16 protein-coding genes, 2 tRNA genes and 3 rRNA genes are annotated in these 20,672 nt (G+C 36.1%); 9 read left to right on the top strand and 12 right to left on the bottom strand.

What is annotated here, in order from left to right; genetic code table 11:
* The 3 genes from AC0608_RS11930 to AC0608_RS11920 form a co-directional block, all read left to right on the top strand.
* On the top strand, window positions 1-882 hold an 882-nt coding region (locus tag AC0608_RS11930; RefSeq protein WP_478289196.1), incomplete at its 5' end, for a T9SS type B sorting domain-containing protein.
* Window positions 883-1,038: 156 nt separating this feature from the next.
* A complete protein-coding gene (locus tag AC0608_RS11925; protein ID WP_478289195.1) occupies window positions 1,039-1,950 on the top strand; it encodes a PorP/SprF family type IX secretion system membrane protein in 912 nt (303 codons plus the stop codon).
* A gap of 9 nt (window positions 1,951-1,959) precedes the next feature.
* The gene (locus tag AC0608_RS11920) at window positions 1,960-3,900 is read left to right on the top strand and encodes an OmpA family protein (RefSeq protein WP_478289194.1); all 1,941 of its coding nucleotides are present in this window, start codon (window positions 1,960-1,962) and stop codon (window positions 3,898-3,900) included.
* A gap of 198 nt (window positions 3,901-4,098) precedes the next feature.
* Here AC0608_RS11920 and AC0608_RS11915 read toward each other — a convergent pair whose 3' ends face one another.
* From AC0608_RS11915 to AC0608_RS11870, 10 genes are all read right to left on the bottom strand, one after another.
* Window positions 4,099-4,326, bottom strand: coding sequence for an IS3 family transposase (locus AC0608_RS11915; protein ID WP_478289193.1), 228 nt, complete (start codon window positions 4,324-4,326; stop codon window positions 4,099-4,101).
* 139 nt (window positions 4,327-4,465) lie between these two features.
* On the bottom strand, window positions 4,466-4,717 hold the full coding sequence (locus tag AC0608_RS11910) for a hypothetical protein (protein WP_478289192.1): 252 nt from the start codon (window positions 4,715-4,717) through the stop codon (window positions 4,466-4,468).
* Window positions 4,718-5,266: 549 nt separating this feature from the next.
* Window positions 5,267-5,376, bottom strand: a 5S ribosomal RNA gene (rrf, locus tag AC0608_RS11905).
* 142 nt (window positions 5,377-5,518) lie between these two features.
* A 23S ribosomal RNA gene (locus AC0608_RS11900) occupies window positions 5,519-8,402 on the bottom strand.
* 138 nt (window positions 8,403-8,540) lie between these two features.
* Window positions 8,541-8,614, bottom strand: a tRNA-Ala gene (locus AC0608_RS11895).
* Window positions 8,615-8,705: 91 nt separating this feature from the next.
* A tRNA-Ile gene (locus tag AC0608_RS11890) sits at window positions 8,706-8,779 on the bottom strand.
* A gap of 128 nt (window positions 8,780-8,907) precedes the next feature.
* Window positions 8,908-10,421 (bottom strand): 16S ribosomal RNA (locus tag AC0608_RS11885).
* The 16S, 23S and 5S rRNA genes sit together here with 2 tRNA genes alongside, the layout of an rRNA operon.
* A gap of 77 nt (window positions 10,422-10,498) precedes the next feature.
* Window positions 10,499-10,654 (bottom strand): hypothetical protein, encoded by a 156-nt coding sequence (locus tag AC0608_RS11880; protein WP_478287969.1) that lies wholly within the window; start codon window positions 10,652-10,654, stop codon window positions 10,499-10,501.
* 771 nt (window positions 10,655-11,425) lie between these two features.
* Window positions 11,426-12,010, bottom strand: a complete 585-nt coding sequence (locus AC0608_RS11875) for a DNA polymerase ligase N-terminal domain-containing protein (RefSeq protein ID WP_478289191.1) — start codon at window positions 12,008-12,010, stop codon at window positions 11,426-11,428.
* Between the two features lie 54 nt (window positions 12,011-12,064).
* On the bottom strand, window positions 12,065-12,430 hold the full coding sequence (locus AC0608_RS11870; RefSeq protein WP_417961247.1) for a hypothetical protein: 366 nt from the start codon (window positions 12,428-12,430) through the stop codon (window positions 12,065-12,067).
* A gap of 406 nt (window positions 12,431-12,836) precedes the next feature.
* On the opposite strand from AC0608_RS11870, the gene AC0608_RS11865 reads away from it, so the two are divergent.
* Genes AC0608_RS11865 through arsB form a run of 4 tightly spaced genes read left to right on the top strand, consistent with a single transcriptional unit; the run spans window position 12,837 to window position 15,390 of the window.
* Window positions 12,837-13,169 carry an ArsR/SmtB family transcription factor gene (locus AC0608_RS11865; protein WP_417961249.1) on the top strand — a complete coding sequence of 111 codons (333 nt, stop codon included), beginning with the start codon at window positions 12,837-12,839 and terminating at the stop codon, window positions 13,167-13,169.
* Window positions 13,170-13,187: 18 nt separating this feature from the next.
* Window positions 13,188-13,661 (top strand): DUF6428 family protein, encoded by a 474-nt coding sequence (locus AC0608_RS11860; RefSeq protein WP_417961251.1) that lies wholly within the window; start codon window positions 13,188-13,190, stop codon window positions 13,659-13,661.
* Window positions 13,662-13,681: 20 nt separating this feature from the next.
* Window positions 13,682-14,314, top strand: coding sequence for a low molecular weight phosphatase family protein (locus AC0608_RS11855; protein WP_478289190.1), 633 nt, complete (start codon window positions 13,682-13,684; stop codon window positions 14,312-14,314).
* A 2-nt stretch (window positions 14,315-14,316) separates the two neighbouring features.
* Window positions 14,317-15,390, top strand: a complete 1,074-nt coding sequence (arsB, locus tag AC0608_RS11850) for an ACR3 family arsenite efflux transporter (protein ID WP_478289189.1) — start codon at window positions 14,317-14,319, stop codon at window positions 15,388-15,390.
* 85 nt (window positions 15,391-15,475) lie between these two features.
* On the opposite strand, the gene AC0608_RS11845 is transcribed toward arsB, so the two are convergent.
* Window positions 15,476-16,462, bottom strand: a complete 987-nt coding sequence (locus tag AC0608_RS11845) for an arginase (protein ID WP_417961257.1) — start codon at window positions 16,460-16,462, stop codon at window positions 15,476-15,478.
* Window positions 16,449-17,732 (bottom strand): ornithine--oxo-acid transaminase, encoded by a 1,284-nt coding sequence (rocD, locus tag AC0608_RS11840; protein ID WP_417990359.1) that lies wholly within the window; start codon window positions 17,730-17,732, stop codon window positions 16,449-16,451. The genes AC0608_RS11845 and rocD overlap by 14 nt, the downstream gene beginning before the upstream one ends.
* A gap of 227 nt (window positions 17,733-17,959) precedes the next feature.
* Here rocD and AC0608_RS11835 point away from each other — a divergent pair, with 227 nt between their 5' ends.
* Both AC0608_RS11835 and AC0608_RS11830 read left to right on the top strand, forming a co-directional pair.
* The gene (locus AC0608_RS11835) at window positions 17,960-18,412 is read left to right on the top strand and encodes an Lrp/AsnC family transcriptional regulator (RefSeq protein ID WP_417961261.1); all 453 of its coding nucleotides are present in this window, start codon (window positions 17,960-17,962) and stop codon (window positions 18,410-18,412) included.
* 18 nt (window positions 18,413-18,430) lie between these two features.
* Window positions 18,431-20,632 (top strand): penicillin acylase family protein, encoded by a 2,202-nt coding sequence (locus tag AC0608_RS11830; RefSeq protein ID WP_478289188.1) that lies wholly within the window; start codon window positions 18,431-18,433, stop codon window positions 20,630-20,632.
* Window positions 20,633-20,672 lie beyond the last annotated feature (40 nt).

Below are 20,672 nucleotides of genomic sequence, written 5' to 3'. Positions count from 1 at the left end.
GATGCTTGTGGTAATACTGCAAATGCATCGCAAACTATAAATATTAAGGATACTAATGGTCCCACAACAACAACTACATTTGCATCAAATATCAATGTAAGTTGTGATGCTATTCCATTGAAGCCAGTACTTGTTTTTCTCGATAATTGTTCAACAATTTCTCCAGCAGTATTTTCAGAGAAAATTATTAGCAGTACTGAAAGCTCCTATTCAATTGTTAGGGAATGGTCTGTTTCTGATTCTTGTGGAAATGTTTCCAAATTTACTCAAGCAATAAATGTTAGTCTTCTAAATAGTCCTGTAACAATTGCTAGTTCTGCATGTAGTGGCGACTCTTCAACAATCAATATATTTAATTTATTACCTGAAGGAACTCCAAAAAATGGTATATGGATAGATGTTAATAATACGGGGAAACTACAAGGAAATATACTATCACCCTTTGGTTTAACTTTAGGAGATAAAGTTTTTGAATATAGAGTTAATGGTGAAACATGTCCATTAAGTATATTATTAACTATTGCTATAAATGACGATTGTATCGTTTTAGGGTGTGGAGATATTAAAGTACACAATGCTTTTTCTCCAAATGGTGATGGAGTAAATGAAGTATTTGTAATCGATAATATTGAAGATATAACTTGTTATCCTGAAAATACGGTTGAAATATATAATCGATGGGGCGTATTAGTTTTTAAAACTAAAAATTACAATAATCAAACAAATTATTTTGAAGGTATATCTCATGGAAGAACAACCGTTAATCAGTCTTCAGGTTTGCCAACTGGAACTTATTTTTATATCTTAAATTACAGCTCTGTTGACGGAAATGGTAAAATAGTAATAAAAAAATTAGATGGATATTTGTACTTGAGTAAGTAAAATTGAATGATTTTAATCTTTAAAAAATTTAAATTTTACTCTGAGTTTGAAAGTAAATTAACAATAATTTTAACCTAAATAGCATTGACATTATTCTAAACTGACCTAATGGATCTTTTTTAAAGTTTTCGCTCAATCACAACAAAAAAATCTACTATGAGAACAAAAGTATTTTTAATGTTTTTAATATTGACCTCTTGTATGGGATTTGCACAACAAGATGTTCAATATACGCAATACATGTATAATACAATTAATATAAATCCAGCATATGCAGGATCAAGGGGGACAATGAGTGTTTTTGCCATGCATCGTACCCAATGGGTTGGTTTAGATGGGGCTCCAGTTACAAATGTTGCAGCGGTCAACACTCCCCTTAACAATAAGAATCTTGGGCTAGGGATTTCTTTTATTAATGATAAGATAGGACCAACCAATGAAAATTCTATTTCTACTGATTTCTCTTATACTATTTCTATATCAGAATATTTCAAACTTGCATTTGGAATTAAAGCAACAGCCAATTTATTTAATTTAGATGTAACAAAACTAGAGCCTAAGGACACCGAAGATCCAACTCTACAAAATATGAATAATAAATTATCTCCAAATATTGGCGCAGGAATTTATTTGCATTCCGATAAAGCGTATGTTGGCCTTTCAGTTCCTAACTTTATTGAATCTGAACGGTATAATGATAATGAGGTTGCAATATTCAAAGAAAAAATAAATTATTATTTAATAGGGGGATATGTCTTTGATATAAATAACACTTTAAAATTTAAGCCAGCTGTATTAACTAAGCTTGCAGTTGGAACACCACTTCAAGTAGACATTTCAGGTAACTTTATGTTTAATGAGAAACTTGTGCTTGGAGTAGCTTACAGATGGAGTTCCGCGATGAGTGCTATGGTTGGTTTTCAGATTTCTGACGGAATGTATATAGGCTATGGATACGACCTTGAAACAACTAGATTAAATAACTATAATTCTGGTTCACATGAAATATTTTTACGTTATGAAATATTTAAAAATAATGCTGCCATAATAACTCCAAGATTCTTTTAAAAAATTATTATGAAAAATAAAATACTCTTTTATGTAATCTTCTTAAGTGCTTTTACATTTAGTACGTACTCCCAAAAAGAAAAGGATAAATTGACTGAAAAAAAATATAATACTTTTACTAACATCAGTGTAATACAAACCTATGAAAAAGCTGCTGAAAAAGGGTACAAATCGGCTGCTACAATAAAAAAATTAGGTGATTTCTATTATTTCAATGCAGACTTTATAAAGGCTACTAAATGGTATTCTGAATTATTTGAGATGAAAACAATAAATTTAGAACCTGAGTATTATTTTCGCTATAGCAAATCATTGGACTTTATTGGTCAAAATGATAAAGCAAACAAATTATTAGAATTATTCAATCGAAAATCGGGAAACGATGAAGATCAAAACACGCTGATAAAAAGAAGAAATTATCTTGAGATAATAAAAGCTAATTCTGGAAGATTTGAAATTGAGAACGCTGGAATAAATTCTAAATATTCTGATTATGGCACAACGATTTATTCCAATAAAATTGTATTTGCATCTGCAAGAGATACAGGAAGTTTAGGACAAAGAAAACATAAATTGACAAATTCATATTTTACAAATTTGTATTCTTGTGATATAAGAGAAAATATGACTCTGAATAAGCCTCAAAAGTTTGATGCAAATGTTAATTCTAAATTCCATGAATCTACTCCTACTTTTACAAATGATGGAAAAACAATGTATTTTACTCGAAATAATTATCTAAATGGAAAAAAGGGTAAGGATGCTAATAAAATAACTCTACTTAAGATATATAAAGCCACTCTCGAAAATGAAATTTGGTCTAAAATAAGCGAACTCCCTTTTAATAGTAATAATTATAGTACCGCACATCCATGTTTAAGCTCAGATAATAAGGTACTTTATTTTACATCTGATATGCCTGGTACCATAGGCCAATCCGATTTATTCAAAGTTAAAATAAACGATGATGGTACTTACAGTAGCCCCGAAAACTTAGGTTCAGCAATCAATACTGAAGGAAGAGAAACCTTTCCATATGTAAACGATGTTAATGAAATTTATTTTGCATCAGATGGCCATCCTGGTTTAGGAGGTTTAGATATCTTTGTTTCCAATATTAATTTTGATAATTCTTTCGGTATTCCACAAAATGTAGGAGCTAATATTAACTCCTCAAAAGATGATTTTGCTTATTTTATAGATACAAAATCAAGAAGGGGCTTTTTTACATCCAATAGAGAAGGAGGTATAGGGAATGATGATATTTATAAATTTTTAGAACTAAAAAAAATTACTTCCGAACAATTATTAAGTGGTGAAATTATTGATATCATAACTGAAAAATTACTTCCTGAAACAAAAATAACTTTATTTGATGAACAATTTAATAACCTAAAAACAACTATTTCAGATAATCAAGGTAAATACTCTTTTACAACTCAAGTTGGTAACGTATATTATATAAGAGCACAAAAATTATCGTATATCACTAAAGAACAGAAGGTTATCGTTTCTGACGAAAACACAAAAAAATACTTATCAATTGCATTAGAAAATGATAAATGTAAAGTTAGTATTGGTGATGATTTAGGTAAATGTTTTGGCATACAAATGATTCATTTTGATGTAAACAAATCAGATATTAGTCCACGAGCATCATTTGATTTAGAAAAAATATTAGATGTTTTAAATCAAAATTCAAATATGACACTCGATATAAGATCTCACACAGATAGTCGTCAAACATTTGAATATAATGAAACTCTATCTAATAATAGGGCTCAATCTACTATTAAGTGGTTAATTAAAAATGGTATTAATAAACACCGATTAACTGGGAAAGGATATGGCAAAACACAATTACTAAAGAAATGCCCCGATGGTATAGGCTGTACTGAAGAAGAGCATCAAATAAACAGAAGAAGTGAATTTATTATCACTACTCTTTAAAAAAAAATATAATTAACACATATAAATTAAACAATGTACTAAACTGACAATGTTAATATTTAATAAATGAGTTAATTTTATTATAGAATAAATATCTATTTAGTATTGTTAAAAAAATTTAAAACTTAAAATTATTCTTAAAAAAAAAATATCAGTACAAGTTTTAATTGGACATGCAAATAAAAACTGCACATTAAGTTAAGCTACATTTTTGTAATTAATTTGATTGTTAAATTTTTCAATAGTTGCATAATTCAAAGCAGAGTGTCTCCTTTTTCTGTTGTACCAAATTACAATATATTCAAAGATTTCTTGTTTCATTTGTTCTTTAGAAATCAGTTTGTTTCCATAAATTAATTCAGTTTTCAAGGATTTAAAAAAGCTTTCCGCTACTGCATTGTCCCAACAATTTCCTTTACGGCTCATACTACGGGTTACTTTTTATAGGAATCAATAACATTTACAAACTTTTTGCTGGCATATTGGACACCTCTGTCAGAATGAAAAATCAAGCCTTCCTCAATATTTCGGTTTTAACTGCCATTTTCCAAGCTCCAGGCGTAGTTTAATCTGTACTCATTCCATCACTCAAACTCCAACCTATAATTTTTCTATAGTATAAATCTATAATAGTTGTCAAGTATACAAAATCCTCTTTTGTTTGGATATATTTGATTTCCGAAACCAAAGCTTTTGATGGCATTTTTACAAAAAACCTTCTGTTTAATATGTTTTCAAAGATTAAATAATTATGCTTTGAGTTGGTTGTAAATTTGAATTTCTTACTTAATTTACTTCGCAAGCCTAACTGTTTCATATATTTTGCTACAGTAATTCTTGAAATTTTATAACCAAAACTATGAAGTTCTTGTTACCATAGGACTTCCATATCGTTGCTTGGATTCAAAATAAATCAATGTTATCTGTATTTTTATGGCAATTTTCAGTTCTTGTATTGCGGTGATTATTTGTTTTTTCCATCGTTAATAACTTCCCCTACTCACTTTTAGAACTTTAAACATTTTTTTAATTGGGAATAGTTGTTCATTTTTTTTAATGAAACTATAAATCATCGACCGCTCTTGGAAAAAATACCTATTGCTTTTTTTAATATATCTCGCTCTAACTTGGCATCTCTGAGTCTTTTCTCCAGTTCATGATCCCAACTTATTTGTCCGGATAATAAATTAATCTATTCTTAACGTGATCAAGAAATATTAATTAAAGGAAGTTTTGGACCTTAGCTTTTTACCATTTATAAAAGCAGATTAGTTTGATTTAAACAATCCTCAGTAGTACTAATTGATATTATTTAAAAAGAGGGCAAAAAAAAACCTATTCAAATAAATGAATAGGTTTCTTTAAAGAAAGGCGACGACATACTCTCCCACATAACTGCAGTACCATCTGCGCAGGCGGGCTTAACTACTCTGTTCGGGATGGGAAGAGGTGAGCCCCGCCGCAATAACCACCTTAAGAGGTTATAATTGCTTTGGGCAATTACTGTAATGTTGTTTATACTACTATAAACACCAATCACATAATATCTTAACATACTGAGATAAAGAAAATAAAAAGTATTAGAAAGTTTCTTCCCCGGGTTGCCCCGGGGAAAAGCGTACATAAGCTTACGGGTTATTAGTACTACTCGACTATGACATTACTGCCTTTACATCTATAGCCTATCAACGTAGTCATCTCCTACGACCCTTAAAAGAAATCTCATCTTGTGGTGGGTTTCGCGCTTATATGCTTTCAGCGCTTATCCCTTCCAAACGTAGCTACTCTGCGATGCCACTGGCGTGACAACAGATACACTAGAGGTTTGTCCAATTCGGTCCTCTCGTACTAGAATCAGATCCACTCAAATTTCTTGCGCCCACAGTAGATAGAGACCGAACTGTCTCACGACGTTCTGAACCCAGCTCGCGTGCCACTTTAATGGGCGAACAGCCCAACCCTTGGGACCTTCTCCAGCCCCAGGATGTGACGAGCCGACATCGAGGTGCCAAACCCCCCCGTCGATATGAGCTCTTGGGGGAGATCAGCCTGTTATCCCCGGCGTACCTTTTATCCTTTGAGCGATGGCCCTTCCATGCGGAACCACCGGATCACTATGCTCTACTTTCGTACCTGATCGACCTGTATGTCTCTCAGTCAAGCTCCCTTATGCCATTGCACTCTACGCACGGTTACCAAGCGTACTGAGGGAACCTTTAGAAGCCTCCGTTACTCTTTTGGAGGCGACCACCCCAGTCAAACTACCCACCAAGCAATGTCCCCCGCATAGCGGGGTTAGGCCTCAGACAAACAAAGGGTTGTATTTCAACAATGACTCCACAACGCCTAGCGACGCCACTTCACAGTCTCCAACCTATCCTACACATCATTTGTCCAAGGTCAATACTAAGCTATAGTAAAGGTGCACAGGGTCTTTTCGTCCCACTGCGGGTAAGCGGCATCTTCACCGCTACTACAATTTCACCGAGCTCATGGCTGAGACAGTGTCCAGATCGTTACACCATTCGTGCAGGTCGGAACTTACCCGACAAGGAATTTCGCTACCTTAGGACCGTTATAGTTACGGCCGCCGTTTACTGGGGCTTCATTTCAATGCTTCTCCGAAGATAACATCTCCACTTAACCTTCCAGCACCGGGCAGGTGTCAGGCCCTATACTTCATCTTACGATTTTGCAGAGCCCTGTGTTTTTGATAAACAGTCGCCTGGACCTCTTCACTGCGGCCAGCATTGCTGCTGGCGACCCTTCTCCCGAAGTTACGGGTCTATTTTGCCTAATTCCTTAGCCATGAATCTCTCGAGCACCTTAGGATTCTCTCCTCGACTACCTGTGTCGGTTTGCGGTACGGGTACTTATTACCTGAAGTTTAGAGGTTTTTCTTGGAAGCCCTTAGGCGCACTATCTCTTTGTCCGAAGACTCCGAGTACTATCGTATTTCCCCAAGCCGCGTGGATTTGCCTGCGCAGCTTATAGGTAGGTACTTCAACGAACTATTCCGTCAGTTCGCGGCGCTTTCATCACTCCGTCACCCCATCACAGTAATAACTAGTACGGGAATATTAACCCGTTGTCCATCGACTGTCCCTTTCGGGTTCGCCTTAGGTCCCGACTAACCCACAGCTGATTAGCATAGCTGTGGAAACCTTAGTCTTTCGGTGTGCGGGTTTCTCGCCCGCATTATCGTTACTTATGCCTACATTTTCTTTTCTCACCGGTCCAGCATACCTTACGATACACCTTCTACCCTGTGAGAATGCTCCCCTACCACTTAGAGTAAACTCTAAATCCATAGCTTCGGTAATATACTTATGCCCGATTATTATCCATGCTCGTCCGCTCGACTAGTGAGCTGTTACGCACTCTTTAAATGAATGGCTGCTTCCAAGCCAACATCCTAGCTGTCTGGGCAGACAAACCTCGTTCTTTCAACTTAGTATATATTTGGGGACCTTAGCTGATGGTCTGGGTTCTTTCCCTCTCGGACTTGGACCTTAGCACCCAAGCCCTCACTGTTATGAAACATTATATAGCATTCGGAGTTTGTCAGGAATTGGTAGGCGGTGAAGCCCCCGCATCCAATCAGTAGCTCTACCTCTATATAACTTTACGCATAACGCTGCACCTAAATGCATTTCGGGGAGTACGAGCTATTTCCGAGTTTGATTGGCCTTTCACCCCTACCCACAGGTCATCCGAAGACTTTTCAACGTCAACCGGTTCGGACCTCCACTATGTGTTACCACAGCTTCATCCTGCCCATGGGTAGATCACACGGTTTCGCGTCTAACACTACTGACTAAAGCGCCCTATTCAGACTCGCTTTCGCTACGGATCCGTGGCTTAACCACTTATCCTTGCCAGCAACGTTAACTCGTAGGCTCATTATGCAAAAGGCACGCCGTCACCCCACGAAAGGGCTCCGACCGCTTGTAAGCGTATGGTTTCAGGATCTATTTCACTCCGTTATTCACGGTTCTTTTCACCTTTCCCTCACGGTACTGGTTCACTATCGGTCTCTCAGGAGTATTTAGCCTTAGCGGATGGTCCCGCCAAATTCAGACAGGATTTCTCGTGTCCCGCCCTACTCAGGATACCACTATCGTTATCTTCTATTACTTATACAGGGCTATCACCTTCTTTGGCTCTACTTTCCAGTAGATTCTAATTCTATCCGCAACAAATAACGTGGTCCTACAACCCCAATATTGCCGTAACAACATTGGTTTGGGCTAATCCGCGTTCGCTCGCCACTACTTACGGAATCACTTTTGTTTTCTTCTCCTCCGCCTACTTAGATGTTTCAGTTCAGCGGGTTTGCCCACCTATCGGTGTACTATGTCTTCAACATAGTGGGTTGCCCCATTCAGGTATTTACGGATCATATCGTGTGTGCCAATCCCCGTAACTTTTCGCAGCTTATCACGCCTTTCATCGCCTCTGAGAGCCAAGGCATCCCCCATACGCCCTTATTTTGCTTATTGTACCAACACATTATTTAAAATGTGCCGTTTCTTTTACTTGTCTATAAATAAACAAGCAAAAAATGCTTTCTACTTTTTATTATTTTCTTATCTCAATATGTCAATGAACTTTTATGCTGAATTTATTTCAACATCTTGTGGAGAATAACGGAGTCGAACCGTTGACCTCCTGCGTGCAAGGCAGGCGCTCTAGCCAGCTGAGCTAATCCCCCAATCTAATTATGAATTGTGAATTATGAATTATGAAATACTTTCATAACGCCTCAACTCTAGAATTTCTTCTTTTATTTAAGTCTAAAATAGTTGTCTCGGACAGACTCGAACTGTCGACCCCTACATTATCAGTGTAGTACTCTAACCAGCTGAGCTACGAGACACTCTTATTCTTAAATGGTATTATTTGAACTAACAGCAAGAGTAATATAATTTCAACATTTGTTTCCTTCTCGAACTTTCGTCTTCTTTCCCAAAAGTGTTGTTTACACAACTAACATTCGGGCTCTAGAAAGGAGGTGTTCCAGCCGCACCTTCCGGTACGGCTACCTTGTTACGACTTAGCCCTAGTTACCAGTTTTACCCTAGGCAGCTCCTTGCGGTCACCGACTTCAGGCACCCCCAGCTTCCATGGCTTGACGGGCGGTGTGTACAAGGCCCGGGAACGTATTCACCGGATCATGGCTGATATCCGATTACTAGCGATTCCAGCTTCACGGAGTCGAGTTGCAGACTCCGATCCGAACTGTGACCGGTTTTATAGATTCGCTCCTGGTCACCCAGTGGCTGCTCTCTGTACCGGCCATTGTAGCACGTGTGTAGCCCAAGGCGTAAGGGCCGTGATGATTTGACGTCATCCCCACCTTCCTCTCAGTTTGCACTGGCAGTCTCGTTAGAGTTCCCGACATGACTCGCTGGCAACTAACGACAGGGGTTGCGCTCGTTATAGGACTTAACCTGACACCTCACGGCACGAGCTGACGACAACCATGCAGCACCTTGTAAATTGTCTTGCGAAAAGTCTGTTTCCAAACCGGTCAATCTACATTTAAGCCTTGGTAAGGTTCCTCGCGTATCATCGAATTAAACCACATGCTCCACCGCTTGTGCGGGCCCCCGTCAATTCCTTTGAGTTTCATTCTTGCGAACGTACTCCCCAGGTGGGATACTTATCACTTTCGCTTAGCCACTGAGATTGCTCCCAACAGCTAGTATCCATCGTTTACGGCGTGGACTACCAGGGTATCTAATCCTGTTCGCTACCCACGCTTTCGTCCATCAGCGTCAATCAATTAGTAGTAACCTGCCTTCGCAATTGGTATTCCATGTAATCTCTAAGCATTTCACCGCTACACTACATATTCTAGTTACTTCCTAATAATTCAAGTCAGACAGTATCAATGGCCGTTCCACCGTTGAGCGATGGGCTTTCACCACTGACTTATCTGACCGCCTACGGACCCTTTAAACCCAATGATTCCGGATAACGCTTGGATCCTCCGTATTACCGCGGCTGCTGGCACGGAGTTAGCCGATCCTTATTCTTACGATACCGTCAAGCTCCGACACGTCGGAGTGTTTCTTCTCGTATAAAAGCAGTTTACAATCCATAGGACCGTCATCCTGCACGCGGCATGGCTGGATCAGGCTTGCGCCCATTGTCCAATATTCCTCACTGCTGCCTCCCGTAGGAGTCTGGTCCGTGTCTCAGTACCAGTGTGGGGGATCTCCCTCTCAGGACCCCTACCCATCGTTGCCTTGGTAAGCCGTTACCTTACCAACTAGCTAATGGGACGCATGCTCATCTTTCACCGATAAATCTTTAATATATAAATGATGCCATTCATATATACTATAAGGTATTAATCCAAATTTCTCTGGGCTATTCCTTTGTGAAAGGTAGATTGCATACGCGTTACGCACCCGTGCGCCGGTCTCTAGTTCCGAAGAACTATACCCCTCGACTTGCATGTGTTAAGCCTGCCGCTAGCGTTCATCCTGAGCCAGGATCAAACTCTTCATCGTATATTGTACGCTTGAATAAATTCAAGCTATTGTTATTCGACTAAATTCTAGTGGTTTTTTCAAATCTCTCGATTCTATTACTCTTTATTCTTTTGTCTTAAGATCTCTCTTAAAACGGCTGTCAATTCAATATGTCTAGGAACGTGTTCTTCTTTGTTTCTCTCTTCGTTTGATTCATATTGTGTCTCTCTGGAAGCGGGTGCAAAAGTACAACTTCTTTTTTCAACTGGCAAGAAAATTTTGAAGTTTTTTTAGAAATATTTCTATCTCTCTTTCTTCTCGTTTTACTACCAATCTGTCAAGGAACATTGCGCGTTTTGCGGGGTGCAAATGTAACTTCCGTTTTCTAATCTCACAAGCTTTTTACAATCTTTTTTTGAAAATAAATTTTCTCCTTGATTCGTTTTTCTTGCCAGTGTTTAAAAGAACGTATGCGTCATTGCGGGTGCAAAACTACACCCTTTATTCGCTTTTACAAGCTTTTTAATCGCTTTTTTTTGACCTTTTCTTAACCTAATCTTTAACTAGCTGATATCAAGTTTTTTGAAACCAAATCTTTTTTTAATAAACATCAAATAAAACCTATTTCTTAACCAAATCAACTAATCCAACTTATTTAAACATCCTTATCTATTTAATATAGCTGTAGAAATTCAAACATTATTCGCTGTCTATTGCCATTCTATATCAATACAATCCCTATAATCTTACTCTAATACCAATAGAAAGGCATTAAAGTGGAATATCGTAAATGCTTTTTGGTTATAACTCATTAACATCACTTTCTTATTCTATACTATATATAGTAGGCATACCTTTTTGAATTCCTTCTATACATATAAGAAAGCTAGAACATTCAAACTCCCGCCGGGATAGCAGCGCAAAGCCACAGCTAAACAAAATCGTGTTCTGGCCAGACATAATACAAACAATTATAAAAAAAACGGCAACCACCCATCTGGTAATTGCCGCTTTATATATAAGGAGAAATACTAAAAAGGAAATTACTCCTTTAATTTATTTTTTTGACTATCTATTGTCATATTAGAAATGACAGATTTATCTTGAAGCAAAATGTCCCTACCACTAGCATGCCTATCTTTTGATTTTATCAAAAGCCAGGTATTGGCCTGTTTTGTTTTTAATTTCAGTAAAGTAAATTCTCCTTTTAGCTTGTTTCCTTTTAAAACAAAACTAAGATGGCCGTTTTTTAAATCCTTTTTTATTTTATTCTCTCTATTATCAACACCCTCTCCCTCTACTAAAGAATATGTTCCATTATCCCACACAATAACATTTCCAGCGCCATAGTTTCTTTCTGGTATTACGCCTTCAAAATCTTTGTAATTGTAAGGATGATCTTCTACCATAATCGCAAGTCTTTTATCCTTTGGATTCATAGAGGGTCCTTTGGGTATGACCCAACTTTTTAATACTCCATCACTTTCCAAACGAAAATCGTAGTGTAAATGGGATGCAGCATGTTTTTGCACAACAAAAATCAATTCGGATCTTCCCTTTTTTATTACACCTTTTGGTTCAGCAGTAGCATTAAAATTACGGTTTTGACCGTATTCCTGTAAAGACATTTCAATATGATTCACATTTCAATTAATAAAAAACGCAGACTTTATCTTAACCCTTCAACTCTTCCCATCGGTATTCTCCTCTAGATTAGTGTGATCATCTCCCCCAATACTATAATGATTGTTCTCCTCATCTTCATTCCCAGAAATTTCTTTATCATCATCCAACTCTGAACCCGGAATGTCTAAATCAGCTCCAGACACATCATCCTTAAAATCTTTTTGATTCAATTTGGCACCATTATTCACTTCAACTGGCACCTTATTTTTAGAAATATCCTCTGGATCAATTTCCGTTTCTTTATGAAACTGATTGTAAATATCTTCGCTAGGAGGATACAAAAGAGAATCTGGTATCGTGTTTTTATCTTTCTTTCCTGATTTTCTTTTATCAAAATTCAACTTATCGTTTTTATTATTCATTCTGAATTTATTTAATTGATTTACATTACACTAAGTTAATCATTTATAAATGAAGCAAATACTAATACACTTAATTATTTTAAGTAAACAACTTATTTTAAACCCGTTAAATAAAAATTGAATCATATGTTTGATTTAAAAAAAATACAAACCCTATCAAGAAACCATGTTGTACCAAGAAACTGTATTCCTGTAGAACAACGCTAGATACTATTATGATCTACTTAAATTGTTAAATAATAAAGGACCCATTACAGTTTTTGTTATCGAATATTAATAGTTTTCTAAGAAGATTAACTGTAAAGAATTCCAATAAATCTCCATAAGTCCTATTTTAAAAAAAAACCTCTCAACATGTTTGTTTTAAATAATTATAATCGTAATATTGCAATATAAATATATAGCGATGGGAATTACTAAGTCACAACATTTTACAGAAGAGCAAAACGAATTGGCAACTTTGGCTAAAGCCATTGGTCATCCAGCACGTATCGCCATTATTCAACATCTCATTAAAGTTAATAGTTGTGTGTGTGGCGATATTGTCAATGAACTGCCTCTAGCCCAACCTACTGTTTCTCAACACTTGAAAGAGCTCAAAAATGCAGGACTAATAAAAGGCAACTTTGAAGGAAATGCTATTTGTTATTGCCTCAATGAAGATGGTTTTGAAAAAATAAAAGGCTTTTTTCAGCACATTAGTGCCTATTTAGAAAATAAAAAAAATCAATGTTGTTAATTTTTAAAATTATAAAAAATGAAGCTATCCGAAATAAAAAAACAATTGAGCCTACTCGAAAATGTTACTTTTGTTTTACCTAACGGGACATTTGTTCCAGAACATTTTCATGTAACTGAAGTAGGATTGATCACAAAACACTTTATTGATTGCGGTGGAAAAGTTAGAAAAGAGATTCTTGCCAATTTTCAATTATGGGATGCCAATGATTTTGATCACAGGTTAAAACCTCAAAAACTTTTGGATATAATCACCCTTTCAGAAAAAATATTGGGTATCGAAGATTATGATGTTGAAGTCGAATTTCAAGAAGAAACAATAGGTAAATATAGTATTGGTTTCGATGGTGTAAATTTTAAACTTTTAAACAAACAAACCGCTTGCTTGGCCCAAGACGATTGTGGCATTCCTTCAGATAAACAAAAGATAAAATTAGAAGCGATCTCTAACCAAAACAACAATAGCTGCTCTCCAGGCGGAGGATGTTGCTAATTTTTAATACCACACTTAAAATGAGTACTACTCCAACTATCATATACCCAGCAATCAACAAAGTAATTACCCGTTTTGATTTTAAAAGTATTTCTGATGAACGCATACTAACTTTACAACCGCTTATTGATTATATTCAAGCCAAGACCACTAGTCATAAAGAAGTAAGGCTGAACTTGATTTGTACACACAATTCCAGAAGAAGCCATTTGGCACAAGTCTGGGCACAAACAGCGGCGGCATATTATGGGATAAAAAATGTGTTTTGCTATTCCGGTGGGACTGAAACAACCGCTTTATTTCCAGTAGTAGTTCAAACTTTAGCACAAACAGGTTTCAAAATAAAAACAATTTCCGAAGGGACAAATCCTATTTATAGTATAAAATATGGGGATAATGAACTTCCTATCATTGGTTTCTCTAAAACATTTGATGACGACTTTAATCCTCAAAGGGAATTTGCAGCGATTATGACTTGTTCGCAGGCAGATGGAGGTTGCCCCTTTATTTCTGGTGCCGAAAAACGCATTCCTATCACTTTTGAAGATCCAAAAGCATTTGATGGTACACTACAACAAGCAGAAAAATATGAAGAACGTAGTTTACAGATTGCAACCGAATTATTTTATGTGTTTTCCAAAATTAAAAAATAAATATGTCAGCAACTAATTGCGCTCCAGTAGTCGAGAGAAAAAAATTAAGTTTCTTAGATCGATTTTTAACACTATGGATATTTCTAGCCATGGCAATAGGCATTGGAATTGGGAATTTAATTCCTGCTAGTGGTAATTTCATCAACTCTTTTTCCAGTGGAACCACTAATATTCCGCTTGCCATAGGATTAATCTTAATGATGTATCCGCCATTAGCCAAAGTGAATTACAGTAAAATGGGGGAAGTCTTCCAAAACACAAAGGTATTAGGTGCTTCCTTGTTGTTAAACTGGGTGGTAGGACCTATCTTGATGTTTTCTTTAGCCTTACTTTTCCTAAACGGCTATCCAGAATATATGATTGGAGTTATCCTAATCGGACTAGCACGTTGTATCGCTATGGTAGTTGTTTGGAATGATTTAGCCGATGGTAATAGAGAATACGCAGCGGGATTAATTGCTTTGAACAGTATTTTTCAAGTATTGCTTTATAGCGTTTACGCGTATGTATTCATAACGATTTTACCTCCTTATTTTGGCTACACTGGTTTTGAGGTAACAATCAGTATTGGTCAAATTGCAGAAAGCGTGGGGATTTATTTAGGAATTCCTTTTGCATTGGGAATCATTAGTCGTTACAGTCTTATTAAATTTAAAGGGGAAAACTGGTTTCAAAATAAATACATTCCATTTATTTCGCCCATTACTTTAGTGGCATTATTATTTACCATCGTATTAATGTTTAGCCTAAAAGGAGAATTAATTGTACAAATTCCTATGGATGTAATTCGCATCGCCATTCCTTTAGTCATTTATTTTACCCTAATGTTTATAATTAGTTTTTTCTTAGGAAAGTATTTTGGTGCTGATTATTCAAAATCTACCGCAATAGCCTTTACTGCAACTGGTAATAACTTTGAGTTAGCCATTGCAGTTGCAATAGGGGTTTTCGGTATCAACAGCGGACAAGCTTTTGCTGGCGTAATCGGACCATTGGTAGAAGTACCCGCATTGATTGCATTGGTAAATGTAGCTTTTTGGTTGAGAAAAAAGTATTATCCCTCCACAATAGAATGACGAAGACCAAATTTACTATTTAACAAATAGTCCCAAAATCAAGAAAAAGATTTTGGGACTATTTGTTTGGTCACTTATTTAAAAACTATTCCACCGGGACAATAAGTTCCGAAGTAATTGCTTCTAAAACTTCAAATGCGGTTTCCGCCATCTTATTTCCTTTAGTGTCTAATAACGGATTAATCTCAACAAACTCAATACAAACCACTTTTTTGGTTTGAATAATTTGATTGATAATCGCAATCACTTCATATTGATCAAAACCTTTGGGTACAGGAGTTCCTGTGCCGTAGGAAATCATATCACAATCCATAGAATCTACATCAAACGAAATATATAAGACCTCACAATGTGCTAATTTAGTCAATGCTTCAGAGACACACTTTTCTAAGCCTCTATACCTAACTTCGGCTACTTTATAATTTTTGATGTGCAACTTTTCAATTTGCCTGTCTTCTTCTTCTTCTGTATCACGAACACCAAAATAAACTAAATTTTCAGCCAAAACTTTAGGGCCTTTAAAACCTATGTTTTTCATTGCTTCCCAATGTTGTTGCGTTTCCGCAGCCACTTCATTATTTTGACAATTTAAATTATCTTCGGCAAGCGCCGCTGACAAAGGCATTCCATGAATGTTTCCAGATGGTGATGTATAAGGAGAATGTAAATCAGCATGAGCATCAATCCAAAATACGCCTATATTTTGTTCTGGAAAAGCTGCTTTTATACCGCTTAACGTTCCTAATGCAGAAGAATGATCTCCAGATAAAACAATTGGAAAATAATTTCCTTCTATATTTTTCCTTACCGCATTACAAACCCGAGTACATTGTTCTACAACATGCTCAATCCTTTTAGCAGATGAACTTCGGTTTTTATCATAAATGGATTCATTGTGCGTTTTTACATCTTCAAATTCAAATTGATTAAAATAATCACTGTTTTTATTGATTGCAGCAATTTCGATAGCGTCGATTCCCAAATCAGATCCTCGAGTACCAGCCCCTATATCGGATCTGTTCTTTATTAATTTTAATGCTTTTCCCATTGTACTTAAATTATCTAAAATCATTTAAAGCTCTTTCAATAATAGCCAGACATTCCTGAATTTGAGATTCCGTTATTACTAGTGGCGGAGCTAAACGAATTTTATTGCCATGTGTTGGCTTCGCTAATAATCCGTACTCACTGAATTTCATACAAATATTCCAAGCTAAATCCGATTCTTCATCACAATTGATAACAATAGCATTCAATAAACCTTTGCCTCTAACCAATGTAATTAATGGGTTTCTTGAAGCAATCTCGTTAAGACCCGTTCTTAATACTTCCCCTAGATGAGCGGCATTTTGTGCTAAATTTTCATCTTTTACAACTTCTAGAGCAGCAATAGCTACAGCTGCAGCAATAGGATTTCCTCCAAAAGTTGAACCGTGTTGTCCTGGTTTAATGACATTCATTATGTGATCATTTGCCAAAACAGCCGAAACTGGATAAACGCCTCCTGAAATAGCCTTCCCTAAAATAAGAATATCTGGTTTAACTTCTGGTTTGTTTTCACACCCTTTTTTACAGTCACACGCTCCACAAGTGGCCAATAATCTTCCTGTTCGGGCAATCCCAGTTTGCACTTCATCCGCAATAAATAAAACATTATGAGCTTCACAAAGCGCTTTAGTTTTAGCTAAATACCCATTCGCAGGAACATAAACACCTGCTTCTCCTTGAATTGGTTCTACTAAAAATCCTGCAATATTTTTGTTTGATTTTAATACCTTTTCTAAAGCTTCAACATCATCGTACGGAATTTTAATAAATCCGGCTGTGAAAGGCCCAAAACTTTTACGAGCGCTTTCATCATTAGAAAATGAAATAATTGTTGTTGTTCTTCCGTGAAAATTATTTTCACAAACAATGATTTGCGCTTCATTTTCAGCAATTCCTTTGACTTCATAAGCCCATTTTCTACATAATTTCAAGGCTGTTTCAACTGCTTCAGCACCAGTATTCATAGGCAATACTTTATCAAAATCAAAATACTTGGTTACATATTCTTCATACGGACCCAATTGATCGTTATGAAATGCACGTGAAGTCAATGTCAATGTTTGCGCTTGTTTTACCATAGCACCAACGATCTTTGGGTGACAATGCCCTTGATTTACCGCCGAATAGGCTGATAAAAAATCATAGTATTTTTTTCCATCTACATCCCAAACATAAACGCCTTCCCCTCGTTCTAGAACTACAGGTAAAGGATGGTAATTGTGGGCTCCGTACTGATTCTCTTTTTCGATAAGCGATTCCGATTTCGAAGAAAGGTTTTGTTGTGAATGTGTCATGGTATTTTACTTTAAAAATAATTAAAAAACAAAATTAGTATTTTTTTTTAGTTTAACAAAAAAAATAAACGTTTTGACTTTTTAAAGATATTATTTAAAAATATTTCTTTAATTTACATTGTAAATAAGTCATTTTAAATTATCGATTTGATTTACTGCTGTTTTTCAAATAAATAAAAATAAGTACTTTTATACCAATACAAAACCACATTTATAATTAAAATAACATGGACTTATTAGACGAATTCGATATCAAGATCATAAAAGAGCTAGAAAAAGATGGAAGAATGGCCTATTCAGCAATAGCAAGCCATCTTAAAATATCAAATACAATGGTGCACCAACGCATCAACAGATTAACCGAACAAGGAATACTTACTGGAATAAAACCGGTGATTAATGAAAAAAAAATTGGATATGATTGGGGTTCATTTACCGGTATTACGTTGAATAAAGACCAAGATTCCGACAGGATTATTGAAGAATTAAAAAATATTCCAGAAATAACAGAGTGCTACTACATTACCGGATCGTTCACTCTTTACATTAAAATCATCGCCAAAAATCATGAACACATGCGAAAAGTCCTTTATGAAAAAATAGACACTATTCCGGGTATTGCCAAAACGGATTCTATAATTGAATTGGGGTGCGCCTTTAAACGAAATGTAAGTCTCTAATTTAACTATTGAATAAAAATGAAATATTTCAAAAATCATCTACCGCTTGCAATTTTAGTTTTTTGTTATAGTTTCTCGATGTTTGCACAAAAAATATCAAATCAAGAAACAGCAAGATTAAAAAAACTCTCGCAACAAGTAACGATTATCAGGGACAATTGGGGAATTGCTCATGTTTATGGCAAAACGGATGCCGATGCCGTTTTTGGAATGCTGTACGCGCAATGTGAAGACGATTTCAAACGTATTGAAATGAATTATATTGAAAAACTGGGACGTCTTTCAGAAATAAAAGGGCAGTCCGTTTTATATAACGATTTAGAAATTAAACTTTTAATTGATACCGATGAAGCTAAAGCAGACTATAAAAATGCAGCTCCCTGGTTGAAAAAACTACTCAACAGTTATGCGGACGGAATCAACTTTTACCTCTACAATCATCCTGAAATAAAACCCGCTTTATTGACTCATTTTGAACCATGGTTTCCGTTACTCTGGACAGATGGTAGTATTGGTGCTATAAGCACTGCGGGACTTTCGACCGGAGAATTAAAAGCTTTCTATTCCGGGAACACTGATAAAGTCTCCTATATAGAAAGAGAAAAAGACGTTCAAACCGGTTCCAATGGCTTTGCAATCGCTCCTTCAAAAACAGCTTCAGGAAATGCGATTTTGTATATCAACCCCCACACCACTTTTTATTTTCGTCCTGAAATTCAAATGAACAGCGACGAAGGATTAAATGCATACGGAGCCGTAACCTGGGGACAATTTTTTATTTATCAGGGATTCAACGAGAATTGTGGCTGGATGCACACCTCTTCGAGCGTGGACGTAGCTGATATTTATGCTGAGAAAATTGTGACTAAAAACAACCGACTATTTTATGAATACGATAGCAAATTAATACCGGTTATAGAAAAAAAAATAACCATACAGTATCTAGAAAATGGGAGACTTGTTCCTAAAACATTCAATGCCTATTATACCAATCACGGACCAATAATGGCCAAAAGGGATGGGAAATGGATTAGCCTAAAATCGAATAATCGCTCGATGAAAAGTCTGGAACAAAGTTGGGTGAGAACAAAATCAAAGGGGTTTGAAGAGTATAAAAAAGCAATGGATTTAAAAGCCAACACCTCAAATAATACAGTTTATGCAGACAAAGAAGGAAACATAGCGTACTGGCATGGAAATTTTGTTCCTATTCGAGACAAAAAACTAAATTGGTCTAAAGTGATGGACGGCACAACATCAGCCACGCAATGGAAAGGATTACACGAGATTTCAGAAACGGTTCATTCCTATAACCCTACCAACGGCTGGCTACAAAATTGTAATTCTACACCTTATACTGTTGCTGGAGAAAATAGTCCAAAAAAGGCAAACTATCCTACTTACATGGCACCAGATGGGGAAAGTTTCAGAGGATTAAATGCTGTTCGATTATTGAACAAGGGCAATACTTACACCCTGGATAAAATTATTGCGGACGGTTATGACACAAAACTCACGGCTTTTGAAGTTTTAATTCCATCCTTACTTTCCAGTTTCGAAAAAAATATCAGTATCGAGGATCCTCTATATCAAGAGCTAATAGCACCAATAACCCTTTTAAAAAATTGGGATTATTATGCTAGAGAAAATTCTGTTGCTACAACTTTAGCGATAGAATGGGCCTATAAATTAGATCCAATTATTCAAAAAGTATACATTGATGAAGGTGAAATGGACCAAGTTGAAAACACGCTCAATTTTGCAAAAAATGCTTTTCCAGATCAATTGATTCCTCAGCTACAAATGGTGGTAAGTGAATTGAAAATTAAATTTGGTACTTGGCAAATTCCTTGGGGAGAAATTAATCGTTTTCAGAGAACTTCTGGAGATATTGCTATGATTTATAACGATGCCTTACAAAGTTTGCCTATCGGATATGGACCGGCGCTTTGGGGTAGTTTACCGGCTTTTAAGAGCAATTATCAAAAAGACACTAAAAAACGCTACGGCTTTAACGGAAACAGTTTTGTATGCGCTGTAGAATTTGGCCCTAGGATAAAAGCAAAGTCATTATTAGCAGGAGGAAATAGCGGTAATCCAAAATCAAAACATTTTTACGATCAGGCTGAAAGGTATCAAAAAGGGGAATTCAAAGATGTATTATTTTACAAAGAAGACGTTCAAAAAAATGCAGAACGAACGTATCATCCAGGAGAATAATACTCTTTTTTGATCATAAGATTAAAATATGTCATTATAA

It is taken from the genome of Flavobacterium sp. GNP008, assembly GCF_056428965.1.
The sequence above is the reverse complement of the archived record's forward strand: the minus strand, read 5'-3'. Positions and strand labels throughout refer to the sequence as shown.

Excerpts from the sequence above, each read along its gene's own strand:
- AC0608_RS11870 (WP_417961247.1), bottom strand. The coding sequence starts at position 12,430 with ATGAATAATAAAAACGATAAGTTGAATTTTGATAAAAGAAAATCAGGA.
- AC0608_RS11835 (WP_417961261.1), top strand. The coding sequence starts at position 17,960 with ATGGACTTATTAGACGAATTCGATATCAAGATCATAAAAGAGCTAGAA.
- AC0608_RS11875 (WP_478289191.1), bottom strand. The coding sequence starts at position 12,010 with ATGTCTTTACAGGAATACGGTCAAAACCGTAATTTTAATGCTACTGCT.
- AC0608_RS11910 (WP_478289192.1), bottom strand. The coding sequence starts at position 4,717 with ATGAAACAGTTAGGCTTGCGAAGTAAATTAAGTAAGAAATTCAAATTT.
- AC0608_RS11845 (WP_417961257.1), bottom strand. The coding sequence starts at position 16,462 with ATGATTTTAGATAATTTAAGTACAATGGGAAAAGCATTAAAATTAATA.
- AC0608_RS11855 (WP_478289190.1), top strand. The coding sequence starts at position 13,682 with ATGAGTACTACTCCAACTATCATATACCCAGCAATCAACAAAGTAATT.
- AC0608_RS11925 (WP_478289195.1), top strand. The coding sequence starts at position 1,039 with ATGAGAACAAAAGTATTTTTAATGTTTTTAATATTGACCTCTTGTATG.
- AC0608_RS11830 (WP_478289188.1), top strand. The coding sequence starts at position 18,431 with ATGAAATATTTCAAAAATCATCTACCGCTTGCAATTTTAGTTTTTTGT.
- AC0608_RS11860 (WP_417961251.1), top strand. The coding sequence starts at position 13,188 with ATGAAGCTATCCGAAATAAAAAAACAATTGAGCCTACTCGAAAATGTT.
- AC0608_RS11865 (WP_417961249.1), top strand. The coding sequence starts at position 12,837 with ATGGGAATTACTAAGTCACAACATTTTACAGAAGAGCAAAACGAATTG.
- AC0608_RS11915 (WP_478289193.1), bottom strand. The coding sequence starts at position 4,326 with ATGAGCCGTAAAGGAAATTGTTGGGACAATGCAGTAGCGGAAAGCTTT.
- arsB (WP_478289189.1), top strand. The coding sequence starts at position 14,317 with ATGTCAGCAACTAATTGCGCTCCAGTAGTCGAGAGAAAAAAATTAAGT.
- AC0608_RS11920 (WP_478289194.1), top strand. The coding sequence starts at position 1,960 with ATGAAAAATAAAATACTCTTTTATGTAATCTTCTTAAGTGCTTTTACA.
- rocD (WP_417990359.1), bottom strand. The coding sequence starts at position 17,732 with ATGACACATTCACAACAAAACCTTTCTTCGAAATCGGAATCGCTTATC.